The 22639-nt window shown below is 72.6% G+C and carries 20 protein-coding genes; 10 read left to right on the top strand and 10 right to left on the bottom strand.

What is annotated here, in order from left to right:
• Positions 1–5: 5 nt before the first annotated feature.
• Complete coding sequence (locus ACZ4M5_RS25335; RefSeq protein WP_467740114.1) at positions 6–1835, bottom strand: endonuclease/exonuclease/phosphatase family protein; 1830 nt, start codon at positions 1833–1835, stop codon at positions 6–8.
• Positions 1836–2299: 464 nt separating this feature from the next.
• Here ACZ4M5_RS25335 and ACZ4M5_RS25340 point away from each other — a divergent pair, with 464 nt between their 5' ends.
• The 8 genes from ACZ4M5_RS25340 (at position 2300) to ACZ4M5_RS25375 (ending at position 11259) form a co-directional block, all read left to right on the top strand.
• Positions 2300–3718, top strand: a complete 1419-nt coding sequence (locus ACZ4M5_RS25340; protein ID WP_467740115.1) for a hypothetical protein — start codon at positions 2300–2302, stop codon at positions 3716–3718.
• A 152-nt stretch (positions 3719–3870) separates the two neighbouring features.
• Positions 3871–5325 (top strand): alkaline phosphatase PhoX, encoded by a 1455-nt coding sequence (locus ACZ4M5_RS25345; protein WP_467740116.1) that lies wholly within the window; start codon positions 3871–3873, stop codon positions 5323–5325.
• 337 nt (positions 5326–5662) lie between these two features.
• Positions 5663–7246, top strand: a complete 1584-nt coding sequence (locus ACZ4M5_RS25350; protein WP_467740117.1) for a TROVE domain-containing protein — start codon at positions 5663–5665, stop codon at positions 7244–7246.
• 91 nt (positions 7247–7337) lie between these two features.
• Positions 7338–7979 carry a GntR family transcriptional regulator gene (locus ACZ4M5_RS25355; protein WP_467740118.1) on the top strand — a complete coding sequence of 214 codons (642 nt, stop codon included), beginning with the start codon at positions 7338–7340 and terminating at the stop codon, positions 7977–7979.
• Between the two features lie 27 nt (positions 7980–8006).
• Entirely contained in the window at positions 8007–9023 is a 1017-nt protein-coding gene (locus tag ACZ4M5_RS25360) for a 1-aminocyclopropane-1-carboxylate deaminase (protein ID WP_467740119.1), read from the top strand.
• A 71-nt stretch (positions 9024–9094) separates the two neighbouring features.
• A complete protein-coding gene (locus ACZ4M5_RS25365) occupies positions 9095–9499 on the top strand; it encodes a VOC family protein (protein ID WP_467740120.1) in 405 nt (134 codons plus the stop codon).
• Between the two features lie 56 nt (positions 9500–9555).
• The gene (locus tag ACZ4M5_RS25370; RefSeq protein ID WP_467740121.1) at positions 9556–10593 is read left to right on the top strand and encodes a LacI family DNA-binding transcriptional regulator; all 1038 of its coding nucleotides are present in this window, start codon (positions 9556–9558) and stop codon (positions 10591–10593) included.
• Between the two features lie 90 nt (positions 10594–10683).
• Positions 10684–11259: a TetR/AcrR family transcriptional regulator gene (locus tag ACZ4M5_RS25375; RefSeq protein ID WP_467740122.1), complete on the top strand. Its 576-nt coding sequence runs from the start codon at positions 10684–10686 to the stop codon at positions 11257–11259.
• Positions 11260–11332: 73 nt separating this feature from the next.
• Here ACZ4M5_RS25375 and ACZ4M5_RS25380 read toward each other — a convergent pair whose 3' ends face one another.
• The 8 genes from ACZ4M5_RS25380 to ACZ4M5_RS25415 all read right to left on the bottom strand — a co-directional run bounded on the left by ACZ4M5_RS25380 (position 11333) and on the right by ACZ4M5_RS25415 (position 19024).
• Positions 11333–12529, bottom strand: coding sequence for a TerD family protein (locus tag ACZ4M5_RS25380; RefSeq protein ID WP_467740136.1), 1197 nt, complete (start codon positions 12527–12529; stop codon positions 11333–11335).
• Between the two features lie 64 nt (positions 12530–12593).
• Positions 12594–12815 (bottom strand): hypothetical protein, encoded by a 222-nt coding sequence (locus ACZ4M5_RS25385; protein ID WP_467740123.1) that lies wholly within the window; start codon positions 12813–12815, stop codon positions 12594–12596.
• A gap of 81 nt (positions 12816–12896) precedes the next feature.
• The gene (locus tag ACZ4M5_RS25390; RefSeq protein WP_467740124.1) at positions 12897–13886 is read right to left on the bottom strand and encodes a zinc-dependent alcohol dehydrogenase family protein; all 990 of its coding nucleotides are present in this window, start codon (positions 13884–13886) and stop codon (positions 12897–12899) included.
• On the bottom strand, positions 13883–14734 hold the full coding sequence (locus tag ACZ4M5_RS25395) for a carbohydrate ABC transporter permease (protein WP_467740125.1): 852 nt from the start codon (positions 14732–14734) through the stop codon (positions 13883–13885). Before ACZ4M5_RS25395 ends, ACZ4M5_RS25390 begins: the two co-directional genes overlap by 4 nt.
• On the bottom strand, positions 14731–15672 hold the full coding sequence (locus ACZ4M5_RS25400) for a carbohydrate ABC transporter permease (RefSeq protein ID WP_467740126.1): 942 nt from the start codon (positions 15670–15672) through the stop codon (positions 14731–14733). The genes ACZ4M5_RS25395 and ACZ4M5_RS25400 overlap by 4 nt, the downstream gene beginning before the upstream one ends.
• Positions 15669–17042, bottom strand: a complete 1374-nt coding sequence (locus ACZ4M5_RS25405; RefSeq protein ID WP_467740127.1) for an ABC transporter substrate-binding protein — start codon at positions 17040–17042, stop codon at positions 15669–15671. Before ACZ4M5_RS25405 ends, ACZ4M5_RS25400 begins: the two co-directional genes overlap by 4 nt.
• A 91-nt stretch (positions 17043–17133) precedes the next feature.
• Positions 17134–17910: a DeoR/GlpR family DNA-binding transcription regulator gene (locus ACZ4M5_RS25410; protein ID WP_398112362.1), complete on the bottom strand. Its 777-nt coding sequence runs from the start codon at positions 17908–17910 to the stop codon at positions 17134–17136.
• 304 nt (positions 17911–18214) lie between these two features.
• Positions 18215–19024, bottom strand: a complete 810-nt coding sequence (locus ACZ4M5_RS25415; RefSeq protein WP_467740128.1) for an NAD-dependent epimerase/dehydratase family protein — start codon at positions 19022–19024, stop codon at positions 18215–18217.
• A gap of 223 nt (positions 19025–19247) precedes the next feature.
• Between ACZ4M5_RS25415 and ACZ4M5_RS25420 the strand changes: the two genes are divergently transcribed.
• Complete coding sequence (locus ACZ4M5_RS25420; protein WP_467740129.1) at positions 19248–20189, top strand: 5-dehydro-4-deoxyglucarate dehydratase; 942 nt, start codon at positions 19248–19250, stop codon at positions 20187–20189.
• The gene (locus ACZ4M5_RS25425; RefSeq protein WP_467740130.1) at positions 20186–21349 is read left to right on the top strand and encodes a hypothetical protein; all 1164 of its coding nucleotides are present in this window, start codon (positions 20186–20188) and stop codon (positions 21347–21349) included. Before ACZ4M5_RS25420 ends, ACZ4M5_RS25425 begins: the two co-directional genes overlap by 4 nt.
• Here the strand turns inward: ACZ4M5_RS25425 and ACZ4M5_RS25430 are convergent.
• Entirely contained in the window at positions 21286–22524 is a 1239-nt protein-coding gene (locus tag ACZ4M5_RS25430; protein ID WP_467740131.1) for an MFS transporter, read from the bottom strand. The genes ACZ4M5_RS25425 and ACZ4M5_RS25430 overlap by 64 nt on opposite strands.
• Positions 22525–22639 lie beyond the last annotated feature (115 nt).

The raw sequence follows: 22639 nt of genomic DNA on the forward strand, positions 1-22639 counted from the left end.
GGGTGTCACGGGCGGAAGCGCAGGATCTGCGGGTCGTGGTCGCTGATCTGGTCGTGGAACTCCGCGTTGATGTGCACGCTGTCGTAGTCCAGGTCGCAGCCGCGGCGGATCGACGGGCTGACCAGGATCTGGTCCAGGACCTGGCTGTTGCCCTGGTAGACGTACGAGTAACGCTCGCTGCGGGGAAGCGACTTGATCGCCGACCAGAGTTCTCCGCGGCCCTCCAGCAGTTGCGCGGTCCTCGAGAACTCGAAGTCGTTGATGTCGCCCAGCGTGATGACGTCCGCGTTCTTCTGGATGTCGAGGATGTCCTTGACGAAGGCGTTCACCACCGTGGCCTGCTGGTGGCGCTGGGTCTCGGAGCTGCGCGCCGGGGGCTGGTACTGGGAGGTGAATCCCTGGTCGCCGCCCTTGGAGTTGAAGTGGTTGGCGATGACGATGACCGTGCGGCCGCGGAAGGTGAACTCGCCGGCCAGCGGCTTGCGGCTGCTCTTCCAGGCCTCGTCGGCGGGCGCGACGCGGCCGGGGCTGAGGGTCAGGTGCGCCTTGCCGCGGATCTTCTCGACACCGGTGGCCGTCGTGGCGTCGCCGCCCGCGCGGTCCGCGAAGGAGACCCGCTCCGGGTTGAACAGGAACGCCTGGCGGATGTTGCCGCCCGGCTCGCCGCCGTCGGTGCCGTCGGCCGGGTCGATCGAGCGCCAGTCGTACGTCGGGCCGCCGGCCGCGACGATCGCGTCGATCAGCTTGTCCAGCGTCTGGTCGGCCGCGACCGTGCCGTCGTTCGTCGCGCCGTTGTTGTCCTGGATCTCCTCCAGGGACACGATGTCGGGCGACTTCAGGTTGTTCACGATCGCGGAGGCGTGCGCGGCGAACGTGTCGTCGGACGGGTCGAGGTTCTCGACGTTGTAGGTGGCGACCGCGAGTTCGGACGAGCGCTGCGCGCGGGTCGTCTCGCGCTCCAGGCCCGCGCTCCTCAGGGTGCCGAGCTCGCTCGCGACCAGGGTGTAGCCGCCGAACTGGTTGTAGTCCAGCGGACCGGAGGTGCTGCCCGTGAGGGTGTCGCCCACGTTCGCCTTGGGGAAGGCGGCGGGCGAGCCGAGCGACTGGATCTGCAGACGGCCGGTGTTCTGGTCGTCGTAGGAGCCGTAGACCGTGCCGCCGTGGCGGTTGCGGTTCTCGTGCGGCTTCACCGTCACCCACAGCTCGGTGTACGGGTCGGTGGCACCGACCACGCGGGTGTCGGTGACCTGGACGGTCATGCCTTCCAGGGCCTCGTAGTGGTCCAGGGCGTACGCGGCGGGCTTCAGCGGCAGCGCGTTGATCGAGCCGCCGGCGGCGGCGTCACCGGCCGGGGCGTAGGCCGCCGGGACCGAGCGCGAGGTGATCGCCGTCGCGGCGGGGAGGGCGTTGCCGCTGGAGACGACCGTGGTCGTCGGCTTGGTGATCTCCGTGACGGACTGGTTGCCGGAGTTCGCGCCGCCCGGGACGAACTCCGTGACCGTGCCGCTCACCGTCACCGAGTCGCCCACGGCGACCCCCTTCGGGGTGGAGCTGGTGAAGACGAAGACGCCCTCACTGGTCGCCGGGTCGGCGTCCGGGCTGGGGTCCTGGATCCAGAAGCCGCGGGAGGACCCGTAGGTCCGGATGCCGGTGACGATTCCGGCCACGTCGGTGACCTGCTTGCCCGCGTACGGGGACGTCCGGGTGCTGCCCTGGATGTCGTGGACGCGGACCGACTCCGCGTGCGCGGGGGTGGTGAGGACGATCGTGGAAGCCGCGGAACAGGCGGCGGCGACGGTGAGCGCGGCGAGGCGCGCGGACGACTTGCTCGGCAACGGGATTCCCTCCGGGGACGTGACAGGGCGCCGGGACGAGGGGCGAACGACAGGGACGACAGCTGACCGCGCCCTGCGGGGCGGGGCGGTGACGCGCGTAGACGCGGGCGGGACGCGTGGACGGGGTGGGGCCGGTCCGGTGAACAAGTGTCCGCCGACTTCTACGCGCGTCAATCTCCAGCCTGTTCATGTCACTTGTCAAGGTTTCGGCCATGTACGGCGGTCGACGAGGAGATGAAGTGGGCGGCATGGGTGGAAATCCGTCTAGGCTGAGCGGTTGAGCCACCTGAGGCGCGCTGGGCCTGTCGTTCGGAGCAGGCCCGGGGACCGACAGTGGCTGATCGACGCGGTCGAGCGGGATCCGGCGCGTGCAGCTGCAAGGCGGACGACAACGCGGCAGACGTGCCTGTCGGGACCCGCGTCCGCCGCGTGATCCGAACGACAGGCCCTAGGAGAACCAGCCGATGTCAGACAGCTCCCCCCTGCCGCCGGTGCGGCTGCACAGCGAAGCGGAGCTGGCGCGCGACGCGCTGTCCACGCCGTTGCTGTCCCGAGCCGCCCGGCTCGCCCGCTGGGCCGGGCCGGACACCCGTGTCGACGCCGGGGGCGGCCTCGTCGACGAACAGCTGCCCGCCGCCGTCGAGACGCTCGGCCTGAGCGGGGACGACGCCGCCGCCGACGCCGGTGAGGCCTGGCGGGTCGCCGTCGACGCCGGCCTCGTCGAGGTGCTCGACGAGGAGGAGGGCACCGTCACGGCGGGCGAGGAGCTCGCGCTGCTCACCGGCGGCTCCCCGCAGGACGTGCTGGCCGTCTGGCTCGCCGCCCTGGAGACCGTGCTCGCCGACGCGAGCGTGCCTGACCTGGACGGACTCCTCGACGAGGACGGCGAGGTCGATCTGTCCGCCCTGGACTGGGACCCCGAGGCCGAGGCCGAGTTCCTGGACGGCGTCCTCGGCAACCTCTACCTGCTGACCGCGGGCGAGGACACCCCCGACGGCGCCCCCGTGCCCCTTCCGGCGCTGGCCGCCTCGGTGATCGTGCCGAGCGACATGGACGAGCCCACCAACGACGTCCTGGAGCAGGTGTCCGACGCGATGATGCGGCTGGACGACCAGTTCCGGATGCTGGAGCCGGTCGGATTCGTGGAGTACCAGCCGGTGGACGAGGCGCTGATGGCCGACGCCGACGAGGAGCCCGCCGCTCCCGTCGACGACACCGACGTCTCCCGCTACGGGATGGTCCGGCTCACCCCGCTCGGGCTCTACGGCATGCGCGCCCGGCTGCTGGAGGCCGGCTTCGACGCCCCCGCGGTCGGCGGCCTCACCGACAAGGGGGCCGACGCGCTGCTCGACGGCACCGCCGGGTACCCGCCCGGGGCCGCGCAGGCCGAGACGGAACAGTGGCTCGGGCGGCGCGAACCGCTCGCCGCGGCGCGGGAGTTGCTGGCGGCGGCGCGGGGTTCCGACGCCGGGGCGCCGTTGCGGAGGCTGCGCTGCCAGCAGGCCCTGTCGCTGGTCGGGGCCTCGGCCGAACCCGCCCTGCGGGAGGTGCTCGACGACCCCGAGCTGGGCGGGCTCGCTCGCGTCTGGCTGACCGAGCAGGGCGCGGCGGACGTGCCCGCGCCGTCCGAGGCGATGGTGTACTGGCTGACCATCGACACGCTCGCCGCGCAGCTCGCGGCGGAGGGGAACTCCGAGGAGCTGCGGGCTCTGGTGCAGGGACTCGCGCAGCAGCACAGCGGGTTCTTCGCCGCTGTGTGGCGGGTGGATCACCCCGCGACCGCCGATGTGCTGGAGGCGATGGGGCGGTTGCATCCCGACAAGAAGGTGGCGAAGGAAGCACGGAAGGCGGCGTTCAAGGCGCGGTCGCAGCAGGGGGGCTGATCCGGTTCCGGGCGTGCGGCGCCGTCTCGGCTTGTCGCGCAGTTCCCCGCGCCCCCAGGGTGTGTTCAACCGGCGTTCATGGATGAGCGGGACGGTTTCGCCGAACGAGGTCCGCCACCCTCCACGGCATATCCACCGTCTCAGGAGACTCCATGTCGCTCACCCGTAGGGACTTCGCCAGGAACACCGCGATCACCGGCGCCGGTGTCGCACTGGCGGGCAGTGTCGGGGCCCTCGCCACCGCCCCGAACGCCCTCGCGTCCTACGACACCGACAGCGTCGACAGCGCCGAGGGCGCCGCGGACGCCCGGCACGGCGTCGGCTACGGGCCGCTCGTCCCCGACCCCCGGGGCATCCTCGCGCTGCCCGCAGGCTTCACGTACCGCGTCATCACCCACAGCGGGAAGACGAAGCTGGAGTCCGGCGAGTCCACCCCGTCCAACCACGACGGCACCGCCGCCTTCGACGGCCCGCGCGGCACCACCCTGCTCGTCAACAACCACGAGCTGAAGGGCCCGCGCGCCAACTGGACCCATCCCGTGCCCCTCACCGAGGGCCTCGTCTACGACCCGGCCGCGGCCGGCGGCTGCACCGTCGTCGAGGTGCGCCCCGACGGACGCGTCGCCGAGTGGGTGGGCATCGCCGGCACCTCCACCAACTGCGCCGGCGGCCGCACCCCGTGGGGCACCTGGCTCACCTGCGAGGAGAACTCCGACAAGGCCGGCGTCAACGGCATGACCAAGGACCACGGGTACGTGTTCGAGGTCGACCCCGCCGACCGCCGCGCCAACCGCGACCCCAAGCCGCTGAAGTTCTTCGGCCGTTACGACCACGAGGCCGTCGTCATCGACCCCAAGCGCGGCCACGCCTACCTCACCGAGGACGCCTCCGGCCCCAACGGCCTCTTCTTCCGCTGGACCCCGCCGAAGGGCTTCACCTACGGCCACGGGAAGTTCCGCCGGCTCGCCGACGACGCCGGTGTGCTCCAGGCGCCCAAGTGCTACGACGCCGGCGGCAGGTTCGTCGACGACCTGTCCCGCGCCACCCGCATCGGCACCGTCTACGGCGTCGACTGGGTGGACGTCCCCGACCGCGACGCCCGCACCACCCCCGTGCGCAAGCAGTTCGGCGACCGCGACGTCACGCGCGCCCGCAAGCTGGAGGGCATGTGGTGGGGCGATGGCGGCGCCTACATCGTCTCCTCCTACGCCCGTGACGAGAGCCCCGTCCGGCACGACGGCCAGGTCTGGTTCTACGACCCCAAGCGCCGCACCCTGACCCTGAAGGTCCTGCTCGGTGTGAACCCCGACCCCGCGAAGGACGGCGCGTTCGACGGGCCCGACAACATCACGGTCTCCCCGTACGGCGGTCTCGTCATCGCGGAGGACGGCGAGGGCGTGCAGCACCTGTTCGGGGCCACCGACAGCGGACGCACATACCCGATCGCCCGCAACGAATTGAACATCGGCACCGAGGAGGAGCCGGAGTACAGCGAATTCACCGGGGTCACCTTCTCGCCCGACGGCCGGACCCTCTACGCCAACATCCAGACGCCCGGCATCATGCTCGCCATCACCGGCCCCTGGAAGCGGCAGAAGAAGCACTAAATTCGTTCGCACCTCCCGCGGCGCGCCTCCTACAGTGAGATCACCACGTCACGCACCTCCCGGTGCGAGGGCAGCGGCTACTTCTTCCACAGAACCCGACGCCGCCGCCGACCTGATCTCGGGAGGCGCGGCTTGGTGGGTGCCCGGTGCGAAGGCAACGGCTACTTCCTGGGATCGGATGGTTGCGGGTTCGAGTCCCGTCGGCGACCTCGGGTCGCCGTAGCTCAATGGGTAGAGCATCTGAATGAGTCCGTCGCCGCATTCTGTCCTCGGGCACCCACCGATTTTTCTGCCGCGTCGCCCTCGAAACAGACGAACGAATTCGGGGGAATTCACCATGGCGCGATTCAACGGCAAGGCGAAGCGGGCCCGTCCCGTCTCGCGGGTGACGTCGACGGGGCGTGTGCTGCGCACCTACGAGGGTGGCCGGGGCCGCGAGCGGGACGCGCGCTCGGAGCTGTTCCTGCTCGCCGTGTCCCACCTCGTCTCCCAGCGGAGCTTCTACGAGACGGGCGCCGACCGCGACGACCGGTTCCGGCGGCTCGTGCGCGAACTCGCCGTCCGTGACCCGGAGTGGACGGCCGGCCTGCTCGGCTGGCTGCGCGGCGCGGGCAACCTGCGCACCGCCTCCGTCGTCGGCGCCGCCGAGTACGTCAGGGCCCGCCTGGACGCAGGAGCGACCGGCGGACCGTCCAGCCGGCAGGTCGTCGACTCCGTCCTCCAGCGGCCGGACGAGCCCGGCGAGCTGCTCGCCTACTGGACCACGACGTACGGCCGCAACGTGCCCAAGCCCGTCAAGCGCGGCGTCGCCGACGCCGTGCGCCGCCTGTACCACGGCCGGGCTCTGCTGAAGTACGACACCGCCTCCAAGGGCTACCGCTTCGGCGACATCCTCAACCTCGTGCACGCGGCTCCCGACCCGGGAAAGCCGTGGCAGGGCGAGCTGTTCCGCCACGCCCTCGACCGCCGGCACCACCCGGACGCCGCCGTGCCGCCCGCCTCGGAGCCCGTGCTCACCGCGCACCGCGCGCTGATGGCGCTGCCCGTCGCACAGCGACGCGCGGTCGTGACCGCCGAGGGCGGGGCCGAGCGGCTGGCCGCGGCCGGCATGACGTGGGAGGCGCTGGCGGGCTGGCTGCAGGGGCCGATGGACGCGGCCGCCTGGGAGGCCGTCATCCCCTCCATGGGGCCGATGGCGCTGCTGCGCAATCTGCGCAACTTCGACGAGGCCGGTGTGCGCGACGAGGTCGCCGAGCAGGTCTGCGCCCGGATCAGCGACCCGGCGGAGGTCGCCCGCTCGCGCCAGTTCCCCTTCCGCTACCTCGCCGCCCACCGGCACGCGCCCTCGCTGCGCTGGTCGTACGCCCTGGAGCGGGCTCTCGGCCACTCGCTGGCCAACGTGCCCGCGCTGTCCGGCCGGACGCTGGTGCTCGTGGACCGCTCGGGTTCGATGTTCTGGTCGCGGCTGTCCGACCGCTCGGCGCTCAGCTGGGCCGACGCGGCCGCGGTGTTCGGCACGGCCCTCGCGCTGCGGGCCGAGCACGCCGACCTGGTCGAGTTCGGCTCCACCAGCGACCGCGTGACCTTCCGCGCGGGCGAGTCCGTGCTGAAGGTCCTCGACCGCTTCCACGGCCTCGGCGGCACCGACACCACCGAAGCGCTGCGCCGGCACTACGACGGGCACGACCGGGTGCTGATCGTCACCGACGAGCAGTACACGCACCACCACCGCGGCGGCCCGGCCGAGCAGGTCCCGGCCGACGTGCCGCTCTACACCTGGAACCTGGCCGGTCACCCGGCGGGTCACGGCCCGTCGGGCGCGGCGAACCGGCACACCTTCGGGGGCCTGTCGGACGCCGCCTTCCGCATGGTCCCGCTGATCGAGGCCGCACGGGACGCCGACTGGCCCTGGGCGGCCTGAGCGGCCGGGGCCCGCACCGCGTGCGGAGCGGGCCCCGGCCGCCTCGTCCGGACCCTTGTCGAAGCCGGTACTGACATCTAACATGTCAGTCGTGGACGCCATCCGGCCCGTGCCCCGGACCCTGCTCAGGGACCGGGCGTACGAGGCGATCAGGGACGCCATCGTGGCCGGGGAGATCGAACCCGGCACGGTGGTACGGGACGCCGACCTCGCGGAACGCCTCGGACTGTCCCGCGCCCCGGTGCGCGACGCCTTCTCCCGGCTCGTGGACGAGGGCCTGCTGGAGAGCAAGCCGCAGAGCTACACCCGGGTGACCCCGCTGGTGACCGCCGACGTCCGGGACGCCGCGGCCGTCGTCGGGGCCATGCACGAACTCGCCACCCGGGCCGCCGTGCCCCGCCTCACCGCAGCGGACATCGCCGTGATGCGCGCCGCCAACGAGCGGTTCGCCACGGCCGTGGACAGCGGGGACGTCGAGGCCGCCCTGCGCGCCGACGACGAACTGCACGACGTCCTCGTGCGCGCCGGCGGCAACCGTGCGGCCGCCGCGACCGCCGCCCGCTACACCCCGCTCATCCGCCGCCTGGAACGCCGGCGCTTCGGCGAGCCGGGCAGCTGCCGCTCGGCCGGGCTGCACGAGCGGCTCATCGAGGCCTGCGCGGCCGGGGACGTGGCCGAGGCGGTCCGCGTCACCGCGGAGATCTGGCGAGGGCTCGAAGAGCTCGCCGACTGACGGACCGGAACCCGACCGGGAGGACGCATGTCCCTTTCCTCGTACGCCCGTTACCCGCTGCTCTTCGGTCCCTCGCCCGTGCACCGGCTGGAACGGCTGACCGACCGCCTCGGCGGTGCCTCCCTGTGGGCCAAGCGCGGGGACTGCAACTCCGGCATCGCCTACGGCGGCAACAAGACCCGCAAGCTGGAGTACCTGGTCGCCGACGCGCTCGCCCAGGGCTGCGACACCCTCGTGTCGATCGGCGGCGTGCAGTCCAACCACACCCGCCAGGTCGCCGCCGTCGCCGCCCGGGCCGGACTCGCGTGCGTCCTCGTGCAGGAGAGCTGGGTGGACTGGCCCGACGCGGTGTACGACAAGGTCGGCAACATCCTGGTCAGCCGGCTCGCCGGGGCCGACGTACGGCTGGTGAGGGCCGGGTTCGGCATCGGCTTCAAGGAGAGCTGGGAACAGGCGCTGCGCGAGGTCGAGGAGTCCGGCGGCACGCCCTACGCCATCCCGGCCGGTGCCTCCGACCACCCCCTCGGCGGACTCGGCTTCGCCGCCTGGGCGTACGAAGTGGCCCAGCAGGAGAGGGAACTGGGCGTCTTCTTCGACACCGTCGTCGTGTGCTCGGTGACCGGGTCCACCCAGGCCGGCATGGTCGCCGGCTTCGCCGCGCTGGAGGAGGCCGGCGGACGCCCCCGCCGGGTGCTCGGCATCGACGCCTCGGCCGCGCCCGCCGCCACCCGGGCGCAGATCGCCCGGATCGCCCACCGCACCGGACAACTGATCGGTGTCAGAAGCGAGTTGACCGAGGACGACGTCGAACTCGACGACCGGTACCACGCCGGCGTCTACGGCGTGCCCGACGAGGCCACCCTGGACGCCATGCGCCTCGCCGCTCGCACGGAGGGGATGGTCACCGACCCCGTCTACGAGGGCAAGTCCATGGCGGGCATGGTGGACCTGGTGCGGCGGGGCGAGATAGGCCGGGAGGCGACCGTGCTGTACGCCCATCTGGGCGGTCAGCCGGCCCTGAACGCCTACAGCGCGCTGTTCTGAGGCCCCTTTCGGGAATCGGCCGGGCGGCGGGGGCGTTGCCCCCGGTGAGCCGACGTCGCCGAGGAGGCGCCATGTCCGACACACCAGCCGTCCGCGAGCTCCGCCTGGTAGTGACGGCGGACGACTACGACGCCGCCCTGCACTTCTACCGCGACGTCCTCGGCCTGCCCGAGAGGGACGCGTTCGCCTCGGAGGACGGACGGGTCACCATCCTGGAGGCCGGGCGGGCCACGCTGGAGCTGACCGATCCGCACCACGCCGCGTTCATCGACGACGTGGAGGTGGGAAGGCGCGTGGCCGGGCACATCCGCGTCGCCTTCCAGGTGGACGACTCGGCCGCCGCCACCGCGCGGCTGGAGGCCGCCGGGGCCGAGGTCGTCGCCGAGCCGGTCCGCACCCCCTGGAACTCCCTCAACTCACGGCTCCGGGCCCCCGGCGCCCTCCAGCTGACGCTGTTCACCGAACTCGGCGGCTGACGGCGCCCGCCCGGCCGCCGGACCCCGCCCGGCCGGCGGCGGATACAGTGCTGGACGTGTGGACCGACCAACAGCGCGCGGAGCCGGGAGCCGAAGGGCCCGGCGGTGCGCGGCGCCGGGCCACGATCCACGACGTCGCCCGCCTGGCCGGGGTGTCCCGCCAGACGGTCTCCCGCGCGGTCAACGACAAGGGCGAGATAGACCCCGGCACCAAGGAACGGGTCCTGGAAGCGGTGCGGCTCCTGGACTACCGGCCGAGCCGGTTCGCGCGCGGCCTCGTGCAGAAGGGCGCCGTCACCGCGGGCCTGGTCATCCCGGACCTGCGCAACCCGTTCTTCCCCGAGGTCGCCGCCGGGGTGCTGGAGGCCGCCGAGCAGCGCGGCTGGCAGGTCGTCGTCTGGGACTCCCGGATCGACGAGGCCCGCGAGCGGCAGGCCCTGGACGTGCTCTCCCACCAGGCGGACGCCGTCATCGGCTACTTCAGGGACTCCGACGAGGTCCTCACCCGGCACCTCGCGGGTGTACCGCTGGTGCTGCTGGAACGGGGGCCGCGGCAGACCCGGTTCGCCGCCGTCGGCATCCACGCCGCGAGCGGGGTCGGTGCGGGCCTGGAGCACCTGTACCGCGCCGGGCACCGCCGGATCGGCATGCTGGACGGCGTGCACGGCCCCGGGCCCCGGCGGCAGGCCTTCCTGGACCACGTGCGGCGGCTCGGCCTGCCGGTGGACGAGGGCTGGATCCAGACGTGCCCGGAGCACAGTGTGGCGGGCGGCGAGGCCGGCCTGGAGCGGCTGCTGCGGGAACGGCCAGGGATCACCGCCGTGTTCGGCTTCAACGACCTCATCGCGGTGGGCGCGATGCGGGCCGCGCGCCGCCACGGCCGGGGGGTCCCGGACGATCTGGCCGTCCTGGGCTTCGACGGACTCTCCCTGGGCGAACTGGTGGAGCCCGCCCTGACCACCCTGCACATCGACAAGCGGCGGCTGGGGCGGCTGGCCGTGGAGCAGGTGGCCCGGCTGCGGGCGGGCGAGGAACCGCTGCGGGGCCCGGACGCGTGGGTGACGCCCGAGCTGGTGGTGCGCGCCTCCGCCTGAGCCGTACGGTCACACCGGGCGCGCACGGTGCGGCGGGCCGTTGCCGCTAAGGTGCCCGGAGGGTCCCCGGTCGGTCCGTGAGGAGGGCGCGTGGTGCAGGTCAGGCCCATGCGGGCGGATGCCCGGCGCAACCGCGAGCGGCTGCTGCAGGTGGCCGTGGAGGCGTTCGCCGAGCACGGCGAGAACGCGTCCCTGGACGACATCGCCAAGCGGGCGGGTGTCGGGTCCGGCACGCTGTACCGGCACTTCCCGACCCGGCAGGCCCTGCTGGAGGCGGTGTACCTGGACCGGATCGAGGCGATCGCCGCCCGGGCCGACGCACTCGCCGCCGCGCTGGCACCGGGGGAGGCCCTGGCGGAGTGGCTGTACGAGGTCGGCGCCGGGCTGATCCGGATGCGCGGGCTGCGGACGCTGCTCGGCCCGGCCGTCACCGGCGGTGCGAGCGCGGTGGCCACGGCCTGCGGCGACTCGGTGCGCGGCGCGGCGCGACGGCTGGTGCGGGCCGCGCAGGAGGAGGGCACCCTGCGGCAGGACGTGGCGCCGGAGGACGTCCTGCGCCTGGCCCACGGCATGGCGACGGCGTCGGAACTGGCGGACGGGGAGTGCGGTCACCTGCGGCGCTACCTGACCCTCCTGACCGAGGGCCTCCGCCCGCGCGAGCGCTGACCCGGGCGGCCGGCTCCGGCGAGGCCGCCCGGACGCCCTCGGGAAGGGCGCCCGGGGTGCGGCCGCGAGGGTGTCACAGGGCCTGGGCGGCCGGCTTCACCATCCCCCGTACCGTGCGGGACTTCACGAAGTCGCCGATCGCCGTCATCTCCCACTCACCGGAGAACTGGCGGATCAGCTTGGCCATCATCACGCCCGTCTGGGCCTCGGCGCTGGTCAGGTCGAAGCGGACCAGCTCCTCGCCCGTGGAGGCGTCCAGCAGGCGGCAGTAGGCCTTGGCCACCTCGGTGAACTTCTGGCCGGAGAAGGAGTTCACCGTGAACACCAGGCCCGTGACCTCCTGGGGCAGACGGCCGAGGTCGACCGTGATGACCTCGTCGTCGCCACCGCCCTCACCGGTGAGGTTGTCCCCGGAGTGCCGGATCGCGCCGCCGACGATCTGCAGCTTGCCGAAGTAGCAGCTGTCGATGTGGTTGCGCTGCGGCCCGTAGGCGATGACCGAGGCGTCCAGGTCGATGTCCTTGCCGCGGTACGCCGGCTCCCAGCCGAGGCCCATCTGCACCTGGGACAGCAGGGGACGGCCGCCCTTGATCAGCGAGACGGTCTGGTTCTTCTGGAGGCTGACGCGGCCCTTGTCGAGGTTGATCTTGCCGGCGCCGGGAGCGGGCGGCGGAGGCGTCGCCGGAGCGGCAGGGGGAGCCGCGGGTGTGGTGACGGGCGGGGCCGGCGGCTGCACCGGGGCCGGGGGCGGGGTCACCGGCTGGGCCGGGACGGCCGGCTCCTCCACCGTCACACCGAAGTCCGTGGCGATGCCCGCCAGGCCGTTGGCGTAGCCCTGGCCGACCGCGCGGGCCTTCCACTGGCCGTTGCGCAGGTACACCTCGACGATCACCAGGGCCGTCTCGCTGCCGAGCTGCGGGGGCGTGAAGGTGGCCAGGACCGAGCCGTCGTCCGCGTTGCGGATGGTGGCCGTCGGTTCGATGCCCTGGAAGGTCTGGCCCGCGGCGTCCGGGCTGGCCGTGACGGCGATCTTCTCGATGCCCGGGGGGAGGGCGGACGTGTCGACGACGATGGCGTCGGGGGCGGAGCCGCCGCCCGAGCGGTACGTCACGCCCGGGCCCGACGGCTGGTTGTAGAAGATGAAGTCGTCGTCGGAGCGCACCTTGCCGTCGGCGGTGAGCAGCAGGCCCGATACGTCGAGCCGCACCGGAGCGGCGACGTCCACCGTCACGCGGGCGGCGGACAGGGGGATGTTCGAGCCGGGGGTCATAGCTGTCATGCCGGGTGAACGAGCGAGGCGGTTTTGCCGTTCCCTTACCTTGCTGCCATTCGGGTCAGCGGCGGTTGCGCGGGTGGTCGCGGGCGGTGCGTTCGTTGCCGCGCTTGTAGTTCCCGGTCCAGCGGGCCATGACGAGCTGGGGGTCCGAGGTCCCGACCTCGGCGAGGAACCGCGCGGCCCGCGGCCCGTTCAAGGTGGTGGCGGGGCGGCCGTGGTGGCTGATGCGGACGCTTCCGCCGGTGTGCTGCTCGTAGGTGAAGCCGTGAGGTCGTGGCATGCCGCGAGCGTACGGCGGCGGGGCGGGCCGGCCCACCGGATTTCCGCCCGCCCCGCCGCCGTGCCCCGGCGGACCGCCGTCCTACGGCACGACCACGATCTTGCGGCCGACACCCGCCGCGAACTGCTCCAGCGCCTCGGGGTACCGCTCAAGCGGGATGCGGTCGCTGATGAAGACCTCGGGGTCGAGGACGCCGTTCGCGAACAGCTCCGCGGCCCGCTCGAAGCTGTGCAGCACCGCCATCGAGCCGGTGATGGTGATCTCCTGGTTGTAGATGCGGTACGGGTCGATGGTCACGCGGGTCGCGTAGTCGGCGACGCCGAACTGCAGGAACGTACCGGCCTTGGCCACCCGGTCCAGGCCGTCCTGGATGGCGGCCGCGTTGCCGGTGGCGTCCACGACCAGGTCCCAGCCCTGCGGACGGTCGAGTTCGTCCGGGTTCGCCGCCGAGGCCGACACGCCCAGGCGGCGGGCCGTCTCCAGCCGGGCCGGGTTCACGTCGACGACGTCCACGCTCGCCGCGCCGGTGCGCTTGGCCAGCTCCAGCATCATCAGGCCCATCGTGCCGGAGCCGTAGATCAGCACGTGCGCGCCCAGGCGGGACTGCAGCACGTCGTAACCGCGCACGGCGCAGGACAGCGGCTCCACCAGGGCCGCGTCCTCGGTGCGGACGTGGTCGGGGAGCCTGACGCAGTTCGCCACCGGGGCGACGGCGTACTGCGCGGCGCCGCCGGCCGTCGTCACGCCGATCGCCGCCCAGCGTTCGCAGAGGTTGTTGTGGCCGGTGCGGCAGTAGCGGCACTCGTAGCAGTACAGGGACGGGTCGACGGCGACCCGGTCGCCGACCGCCACCTCGGTGACCCGGGTGCCGACGCCGACCACCTCGCCCGCGAACTCGTGCCCGGGCACGATCGGCAGCTCGGGGGCGAACTCGCCCTGGAGGATGTGCAGGTCGGTGCCGCACAGGCCGCAGGCCGCGACCTCGACCACGACCTCGCGCGGGCCGGGCGTCGGGTCGGGGACCTCGGCGACGACGGCCTTGCCCACGGACTCGATGACGGCGGCCTTCATTTCACGGCTCCCAACGACAGGCCCTGGACCAGTTTGTCCTGGGCGGCGAACCCCGCGGCGAGCACCGGCAGGGAGATGACGAGCGACGCGGCGCACACCTTCGCCAGGAACAGGCCCTGGCTGGTGATGAAGCCGGTCAGGAACACGGGCGCGGTCTCGGCGATCACGCCCGTCAGCACCCGGGCGAACAGCAGCTCGTTCCAGCTGAAGATGAAGCAGATCAGGGCGGTGGCTGCCATACCGGGGAGGGAGATCGGGGCGACCACGCGCGCGAGGATCGTGGGCAGTCCGGCCCCGTCCACCTTCGCCGCCTCGACCACCGCGACGGGGATCTCGGCGAGGAACGACTGCATCATCCACACCGCGATCGGCAGGTTCATGGAGGTGTAGAGGATGACGAGCAGCCAGATGTTGTCGAGCATCCCGGCGTTCTTGGCGAAGAGATAGATCGGCAGCAGGCCCGCCACGACCGGCAGCATCTTGGTGGACAGGAAGAAGAACAGCACGTCCGTCCACTTGCGGACCCGGTTGATCGACAGGGCGTAGGCCGCCGGGAAGGCCAGCAGCAGCACCAGCAGGGTCGACGCGACGGACGCGACCGTGGAGTTGATCAGGGCCGGCCAGGGGCTCGCGCCGCCGCCCGCGCCGAAGAACTCGCGGTAGCCGTCCAGGGTCAGGGCGGCCGCGAAGGACGGCGGGTTGGTCGCCGCGTCCGTCTCCGAGTGGAAGGACGTCAGCGCCATCCACGCGATGGGCAGGAAGAACGCGATGCCGAGCAGCCAGGCCAGCAGACCCAGGCCCGCACCCTTGCCACGGACGCGGCGGGCACGCGGGGCGATCGTGCTCATGCGCGGGACACCTCCTCGCGGAACAGGGACGACACCACGCGCAGGGCGAAGGTCGCGATGACGATCGAGCCGATGACCACCAGGACGCCGGCGGCCGAGGCGAGGCCGTTCTCGTGGGCCTGGTAGAAGGTCTGGTAGACGGTGTAGGGGAGGTTGGCGGTGCCGAGGCCGCCGGACGTGATCGTGAAGACCGCGTCGAAGTTCTGCACGATGTAGATCGAGCCCAGCAGGGCGCCGAGTTCGAGGTAGCGGCGCAGGTGCGGCAGCGTCAGGTGGACGAAGACCTGCCAGTCGCTCGCCCCGTCGACCCGCGCCGCCTCGACCTGCTCGTGGTCGCGGCTCTGCAGGCCGGCGAGCAGGATCAGCATCATGAACGGGGTCCACTGCCAGATGAGCGAGGCCTCGACGGCGAGCAGCGGGGTGTTCGAGATCCAGTCGGGCTGTGGTCCGCCCACATAGTGCAACAGCCCGTTGAGCAGGCCGTATTCAGGGTTGTAGAGCACGTGTTTCCAGAGCAGGGCCGCCGCGACCGGCACCACCAGGAAGGGCGCGATCAGCAGCGTGCGCACGATGCCCCGGCCGCGGAACCTGCGGTCCAGCAGCAGCGCCAGGGCCAGGCCGAGCACCAGGCTGGCCAGGACCACCGCGACCGTCAGCAGGACGGTCGTCCACACCGAGTGGCGCAGGTCCGGATCGGTGAGGACCTCCTGGTAGTTGTCGAGGCCGGCGAAGTGACGGGCGTCCGGGTAGAGGGAGTTCCAGTCGAAGAAGGAGATCACCAGCGTGGCCACGAAGGGCAGCTGGGTGACGACGATCATGAAGATCAGGGCGGGGAGCAGCGGGGCGCGGGTGGCCCAGGCGCGCAGGCGGCCGGAGGGCCGGCGGACCGGTGCGGGTGTCCCGGGAGCGGCCACGGGGGCCGTGGTGGTGGCGGTCATCGTCCCTCGTACTCCTCGGAGATCTTCTCGGCGAGCTCCTGGGACGTGCGCAGGGCCGACTCCACGGACTGGCGTCCGGCGATGGCCGCGCTGATCTCCTGGGAGACCTTGGTGCCCAGGTCGGTGAACTCGGGGATGCCGACGAACTGGATGCCGGGCGCGGGCCGCGGCTGCACGCCCGGATCGGTGGGCCGCGCCTGCTCGATGGCCTCCTTGGTCATCTCCTGGAAGGCGCCGGCCTCCTTGCGGTAGTCGGCGTCGGCGTACGTCGAAGCCCGCTTGCCGGCCGGCACGTTCGACCAGCCGACCTTCTCGCCGACCAGCTGCTCGTACTCCTTGCCGGAGGCCCAGGAGACGAACTTCCAGGCGTTGTCCGGGGTGCGGGAGGCCTTCTGGATGCCCCAGGCCCAGGTGTAGAGCCAGCCCGAGGACTTGGTCCTCTCCACGGGGGCGGGGGCGTAGCCCACCTTGCCCTTGACCGGGGACCCGGCCGCCTCCAGGGAACCGGCCGCGGAGGTGGCGTCGTACCACATGGCGACCTTGCCCTGGGTCATGTTGTTGAGGCACTCGGCGAACCCGGCCTGGGCCGCGCCGGACTCGCCGTGCTCGCGCACCAGGTCCACGTAGAACTTCGTGGCCTTCTCGAACTCGGGGGAGTCCAGCCGTGCCTTCCAGTCCTTGTCGAACCAGGTGCCGCCGAAGGTGTTCACGACGGTCGTCAGGGGTGCCATGACCTCGCCCCAGCCGGGCAGCCCGCGCAGGCAGATGCCCTTCATGCCGGGTTCGGCGCCGTCGGCCTTCGCCGCGAGGTCCGCCACCTGCCGCCAGGTGGGCCGGGCCGGCATCGTCAGGCCCTTCTTCTCGAACACGTCCTTGCGGTACATCAGGAACGACGACTCGCCGTAGAACGGCTGGCCGTAGAGCTTGCCGTCCTCGGCGGTGAGGGACTGGCGCATCGGCTTGAGCACGTCCTGCTCGTCGTAGGCCGGGTCCTTCGCCACGTAGCCGTTCATCTCGTGCAGCCAGCCGTTGCGGGCGTAGATCGGTATCTCGTAGTTGGACAGCGTGGCGACGTCGTACTGGCCGGCCTGGTTGGCGAAGTCCTGGCTGATCTTGTCGCGGACGTCGTTCTCGGGCAGGACGGTGAAGTTGACCTTGATGCCCGTCTCTTCGGTGAAGTGCTCGCGGGTCAGTTTCTGCAGTTCGACCATCTGCGGGTTGTTGACCATCAGGACGTTGATGGCGTCGCCGCCGGATCCGGCCCCGCCCGCGCCGACCCAGCAGCCGGAGAGCAGCGGGGCGAGCAGCGTCCCTGCGGCGGCCAGGGCGAGCGGGGCTCGCGGTGGCCGTCGTCGGCTCTGGGTTCGCATGGATCGCTCCTGGATGTATGGGGACATAAGGGGTGTGCTGAGGTGCGCCGGGGCGAGGGCTGGTGCCCCGGCGGGGACGAGCGCGCTCGTCTCAGACGCGGATGACGTGCGGTCCGAGCAGGGAGTAGCGGTGGGCCTCGGAGGACGGCAGCAGGGTGCTCGTCACGATCGTCTCCAGCGCGCCGACCTCGGCGAACCGGCAGAAGCTGACCGCGCCGAACTTGGTGTGCACACCGGCGAAGACCGTGCGCCGGGCGGCCCGGATCGCCTGGGCCTTGACCTCGCTGACGGCCGGGTCGGGGGTGGTCAGGCCGTGCTCGCGGGAGATGCCGTTGGCGCCGATGTAGGCCAGGTCGACGACGAAGCCGGACAGCATCTTCGTCGTCCAGTGGTCGACGGTGGCGAGCGTTCCGGAGCGCACCCGGCCGCCGAGCAGCAGCACGGACACGGTGTCCGTGCCGGCGAGCGCGCCGGCGACCGGCAGGGAGGCGGTGACCACGGTCAGCGGCCGGTCCCGGGGCAGCGCCTCGGCGATGAGCTGCGGGGTGAAGCCCTCGTCGATGAACACGGTCTCGGCGTCCCCGAGCAGCTGCGCCGAGGCGGCGGCGATCCGGCGCTTCTCGGGCACGTGGCTGGTGGCCCGGAAGGCGAGTGTCGTCTCGAAGCCGGCGCTCTCCACCGGGTAGGCGCCGCCGTGGGTGCGGCGCAGCAGGCCGTGGTCCTCCAGGACCCGCAGGTCCCGGCGGACGGTCTCCTTGGCCACGCCGAGCTCGCCGGCGAGGGCGGTGACGTCGACCGACCCGTCACGCCGTGCGGCCAGCACGATCTCGCGCTGGCGTTCTTCCGCCGTCTTGTTCATGGCCGTCATGCGCCTTCCTGCCGTGCTCTGCCCGTTCGGGCCCGAGCGGGCCTCGCAGGAAGTTCTACAGCGGGTTGCGCTGCCTGGACCAGGCCTGTTGTGACGGCGATCCTGCCCGCTTGTGCCCGTTCGGTCGTGGGCACGCCCGGGCTGTGACGGGTGGGGCGGGGCCGTCCATGGGCGCGAACCGGCTGCTCAGGTGCCGTGTGAGGGACTGGGGGGCGATGCCCGATCGGATCATGGCCGTGCCCGAACGCCCGTACGGGCGGGCCCGTTTGCTGCCCGCCCGTCCTCCTGTGACGACTCTTTCCGGTCAGTACGGCCAGATCGGCGGGTCGGTCACGAAGTGGCCGCCCAGGCAGGCGTGCGCCGGGTCGTCGGGGTCCAGTTCGCCCTGCTCGGCGATGAGCTTCTGCGCCCAGGGCTCGGAGTCGTCCTGCGGTTCGTAGCCGAGCGCGCGGGCGCCGCTCAGGTCCCACCACAGCCGGGTGTTGGCGGAGGAGCCGTGGACGACGGTGTGGCCGACGCCCTCGGCGGTCAGGGCCGCGTGGAAGAGGCGGGCGCCGTCGGCGGGGCTCATCCACACCGAGAGCATGCGCACACTGGTCGGCTCGGGGAAGCAGGAGCCGATGCGCACCGAGACCGTCTCCAGGCCGTGCTTGTCCCAGTACAGCTGGGCGAGGTCCTCGCCGAAGCACTTGGACAGGCCGTAGAAGGTGTCCGGGCGGCGGGAGGTGCCGACGGGGATCAGGGGGTCGTCGCCCTGCGGGCGCGGGGTGTAGCCGACGGCGTGGTTGGAGGAGGCGAAGACGATCCGGCGGACGCCCTCCTCGCGGGCGGCCTCGTACAGGTGGTACGTGCCCTCGATGTTGGCCTTGAGGATCTTCTCGAAGGGGGCTTCCAGAGAGATGCCCGCGAGGTGGATGATCGCGTCGACACCCCGGACGGCCTCGCGCAGGGCGTCCCGGTCGGCGAGGTCGGCGGTGATCGCGTCGGGCGCGCCCTCGACGGGGCGCATGTCCAGCAGCCGCAGGTCGTAGCCGTAGTCCGGGAGCAGCTCGCGCATCAGGGTGCCGAGGCCGCCGGCGGCGCCGGTGAGCAGGACGGTGCGGACAGCGGGCATCCTCGGGTCTCCTTGACTCGCCGGTCGTGCAGATGAGCGCACGGCATTCATATGCGTGGACACGCTAGGGAGCCGGGGCGGAACCCGTCAAGTGGCCGTCGGAGTCGGTGAATCCGCTGGTGTGTCGCGGGTTCGTGCGCTTGACCGGTGCTGCGGGGGCGCCTTAGCGTGGAGTTGTTCAGAAATATAGACGCCAATCATGAATATGGAACCGGGAGAGCTCGTGACGTCAGCCCCTCTCGCCGCTCGACTCGACATCCCCAGCGGGCCGCTGTTCTTCCCGGTCACCGCCTTCGGACCCGACGGATCCGTGGACCTCGACACGTACCGCACGCACGTCCGCCGCGGCGTGGAGGCCGGTGCCGCGGCCGTCTTCGCCTGCTGCGGCACCGGTGAGTTCCACGCGCTGACGCCCGAGGAGTTCGACGCGTGCGTCCGCGCCGCCGTCGAGACGGCGGCCGGCCGGGTGCCCGTCGTCGCCGGCGCCGGCTACGGCACCGCGCTCGCCGTGCGCTACGCCCGCCTCGCCGAGGCGGCCGGGGCGGACGGGCTGCTCGCCATGCCGCCCTACCTCGTCGTCGCGGGGCAGGAGGGCCTGCTGCGGCACTACCGGGAGCTGGCCGCCGCGACCACCCTGCCGGTCGTCGTCTACCAGCGTGACAACGCGGTCTTCACCCCGGAGACCGTCGTCGAACTCGCCCGCACGGACGGCATCATCGGCCTGAAGGACGGACTGGGCGACCTCGACCTGATGCAGCGCGTCGTCAGCGCCGTACGCACCGAGGCCCCGGGCGACTTCCTGTACTTCAACGGCCTGCCGACCGCCGAACAGACCCAGCTCGCCTACCGCGCCCTCGGCATCACGCTGTACTCCTCGGCCGTCTTCTGCTTCGCCCCCGAGATCGCCCTCGCCTTCCACCGCGCGCTGCGCGACGGCGACGACGACACCGCGCACACCCTGCTGGACGGCTTCTACCGGCCGTTCGTCGAACTGCGCGCCCGGGGCCGCGGTTACGCCGTCGCACTCGTCAAGGCGGGCGTACGGCTGCGCGGACTGGACGTGGGCGAGGTGCGGCCACCTCTGCAGGAACCGGCCGCGGACCACGTCAAGCAGCTCGCCGAAGTGATCGACCGCGGCTACGCGCTGCTGGAGGAGGCCAAGTGAGGACGTCGGCGTTCGTCTACCCCTGGGACGTCAACGGCGACCCCGAGGCACCAGGGCGGATCGCCGCGCTCGGCGTGGAGCAGGTGACGCTCGCCGCCGCCTACCACTCCACCCGGGCCCTGACCCCCCGCCACCCCCGCCACCGCGTCGTCACCGCCGCGCACGCCGCCGCGCTGTACCCGGTGGGCGAGCGCTGGGACGGGCGCGCGCTTCGCCCCTTCGCGGCCGGGGACTGGGCACCCGGGGACGCCTTCGGCGAGGCCGCCGCCGCCCTCGCCGACGCCGGCCTGGAGGTGCACACCTGGGTCGTCCTGGCCCACAACTCCCGCCTCGGCGCCGAGCACCCGGACACCTCCGTCGTCAACGCCTACGGCGACCGTTACCCCTGGGCCCCCTGCATCGCGCAGCCCGCCACGCGCGCGTACCTCGTCGACCTGGCGGCCGAGGCGGCCGTACGGCCCGGGGCGCGCGGCACCGAGCTGGAGTCCCTCGGCTGGTACGGCCTCCAGCATCTGCACGCGCACGACAAGACCGGCGGCGTCGCACTGGGGGACGCCGGGCAGTACCTCATGGCGCTGTGCTTCTGCCCGTCCTGCCGGGACGGCTACGGCAGGCACGGGATGGACGCCGGCGAACTGGCCGCCGCCGTGCGGGACGCGCTGGAACCGGTGTGGCGGGGAGCGCCCTGCGACGGCGGCTGGACCGGCGTCGAGAAGCTGCTCGGGGAGCGGCTCGCGCACGCCACGCGCGCGTACCGCGACGCGACCGCCCGGAGCCTGCAGCAGGACGCCGTCGCGGCGGTCCGGGCGGCGGCGCCCGGGGGCTTCCAGGTGTTGCTGCACGCCGACCCGGTGTCCTACCACGTGGGCGCCAACGCCGGTGTCGACCCGGCGCACATCCTCTCCGTCGCGGACGGTGTGGTCGTGCCCTGTACCGCGGGCACCGGGCTCCTGGCGCCGTTCGCGGAGCACCGCCGCGAGGACACCGTGCTCGCCGCCAACCTCACCGTCGTCTCCGGCATGGGCGGCAGCCCCGGCACCCTCGCCGCGGACGCCGCCGCGGCGCGCGGTGACGGAGCCACCGAACTGCGGCTCTATCACGCCGGGTTGGCGTCCGACGGCGACCTGGACGCGGTCCGCTCGGCCCTTGCGGGGCTCTGACCCAGCGCGATCGCCGCGAGCAGCAGGACCGCGCCCAGGGACACCAGCACCGGCCGGTGGCCGACCAGTTCCACCAGGACCGCGCCCGCGGCCAGCCCGGCCACGTTGGGCGCGTACACCAGAGTGTGGGCCGTGGCGGTGACCCGGCCCAGCAGCGGGCCGGGCGTCTCGCGCTGCACCGCGGTCAGCGCGGCGATCAGCACGGCGGGCAGCCCCGCGCCGATCGCCGCGCTGCACACCAGCGCCACCGCGTCGGACGGCACCGCCCGCAGGGCCACGGCGAGGGCCAGCAGGGCGATGCCGTAGGCGGCGAAGCGCCGCCCGCCCCAGCGCCGCAGGGCGGGGCCGCAGAGCAGACCGACGGCCACCGACCCGGCGCCCTGCACGGCGTACAGCACCCCCGCGTACGCGGGGGAGCGGCCCAGTCCGTCGACGACGGCGTAGATCATCGCCCCGTTCAGCCCCGCACCGAGCATGGTGGTGCCGCCCGCCAGCACCAGCGGGCGGAGGGTGGGGTGTGCCCACACGTGGCGAACACCCTCGGCCGTGCCGCGCCGGTGACCGCCGTCCATCGGGCCGGGCCGGTCCTCCCGGACCCGCACCAGCGCGTACAGGCCCGCGGCCAGCAGGAAGGTCGCCGCGTCCAGGAGGGCGACGGCGGTGCCGCCGTACGCCGTGTACAGGCCCGCGCCCGCCAGCGGGGCCAGGAGTTTCATGCCCTCGGTGGCGGTCGTGCGCAGGCCGTTGAAGTCGCCCAGCAGGGGCCGGGGCACCGCCGACGCGACCAGGGCCGACTCGGCGGCGTCGTGCACGACGCCCGCCGCGCCGTACACGACCAGCACGGCGTACAGCAGCCACAGGTCGCCCGGGCCGGTCACGCCCACCAGGGTGACCAGCAGGGCGCCCAGGAACACGTTGGTGCCGATCAGCAGCAGGGTGCGGCGGACCCGGTCGGCCACGGCGCCCAGCAGCGGACCGGCCAGGGTCGGCAGCCACAGGGCGAGCATGCACAGCGCGGCCAGCCCGTCCGAGCCGGTGAGGTCCTTCACCCACACCCCGCAGGCCAGCCACAGCGCCGAGGTGCCGAAGCCGGACACCACCACGCCGCACAGGTACAGCCCCGCGGCACGGTCGCGCAGCACGCGCAGCAGGGGCCAGGTCGTGAGGGTCGTCATGCCCGCCCATCGTGGCGCTAAGAGGTCCTAACAAAGGCGTTGGACGTGGCGGTGGGTGATGAGGCAGGTGGCGAGGCCGAGGAAGGCTTCGTGGATGTCGTCGCGTTTCTCCCAG

This window comes from Streptomyces sp. NPDC026246 (genome assembly GCF_055567995.1).

Bases quoted from the DNA above. Each gene is read 5' to 3' on its own strand.
- ACZ4M5_RS25340 (WP_467740115.1), top strand. From the start codon at position 2,300: ATGTCAGACAGCTCCCCCCTGCCGCCGGTGCGGCTGCACAGCGAAGCG.
- ACZ4M5_RS25345 (WP_467740116.1), top strand. From the start codon at position 3,871: ATGTCGCTCACCCGTAGGGACTTCGCCAGGAACACCGCGATCACCGGC.
- ACZ4M5_RS25350 (WP_467740117.1), top strand. From the start codon at position 5,663: ATGGCGCGATTCAACGGCAAGGCGAAGCGGGCCCGTCCCGTCTCGCGG.
- ACZ4M5_RS25360 (WP_467740119.1), top strand. From the start codon at position 8,007: ATGTCCCTTTCCTCGTACGCCCGTTACCCGCTGCTCTTCGGTCCCTCG.
- ACZ4M5_RS25365 (WP_467740120.1), top strand. From the start codon at position 9,095: ATGTCCGACACACCAGCCGTCCGCGAGCTCCGCCTGGTAGTGACGGCG.
- ACZ4M5_RS25380 (WP_467740136.1), bottom strand. From the start codon at position 12,529: ATGACCCCCGGCTCGAACATCCCCCTGTCCGCCGCCCGCGTGACGGTG.
- ACZ4M5_RS25385 (WP_467740123.1), bottom strand. From the start codon at position 12,815: ATGCCACGACCTCACGGCTTCACCTACGAGCAGCACACCGGCGGAAGC.
- ACZ4M5_RS25390 (WP_467740124.1), bottom strand. From the start codon at position 13,886: ATGAAGGCCGCCGTCATCGAGTCCGTGGGCAAGGCCGTCGTCGCCGAG.
- ACZ4M5_RS25395 (WP_467740125.1), bottom strand. From the start codon at position 14,734: ATGAGCACGATCGCCCCGCGTGCCCGCCGCGTCCGTGGCAAGGGTGCG.
- ACZ4M5_RS25400 (WP_467740126.1), bottom strand. From the start codon at position 15,672: ATGACCGCCACCACCACGGCCCCCGTGGCCGCTCCCGGGACACCCGCA.
- ACZ4M5_RS25405 (WP_467740127.1), bottom strand. From the start codon at position 17,042: ATGCGAACCCAGAGCCGACGACGGCCACCGCGAGCCCCGCTCGCCCTG.
- ACZ4M5_RS25410 (WP_398112362.1), bottom strand. From the start codon at position 17,910: ATGACGGCCATGAACAAGACGGCGGAAGAACGCCAGCGCGAGATCGTG.
- ACZ4M5_RS25415 (WP_467740128.1), bottom strand. From the start codon at position 19,024: ATGCCCGCTGTCCGCACCGTCCTGCTCACCGGCGCCGCCGGCGGCCTC.
- ACZ4M5_RS25430 (WP_467740131.1), bottom strand. From the start codon at position 22,524: ATGACGACCCTCACGACCTGGCCCCTGCTGCGCGTGCTGCGCGACCGT.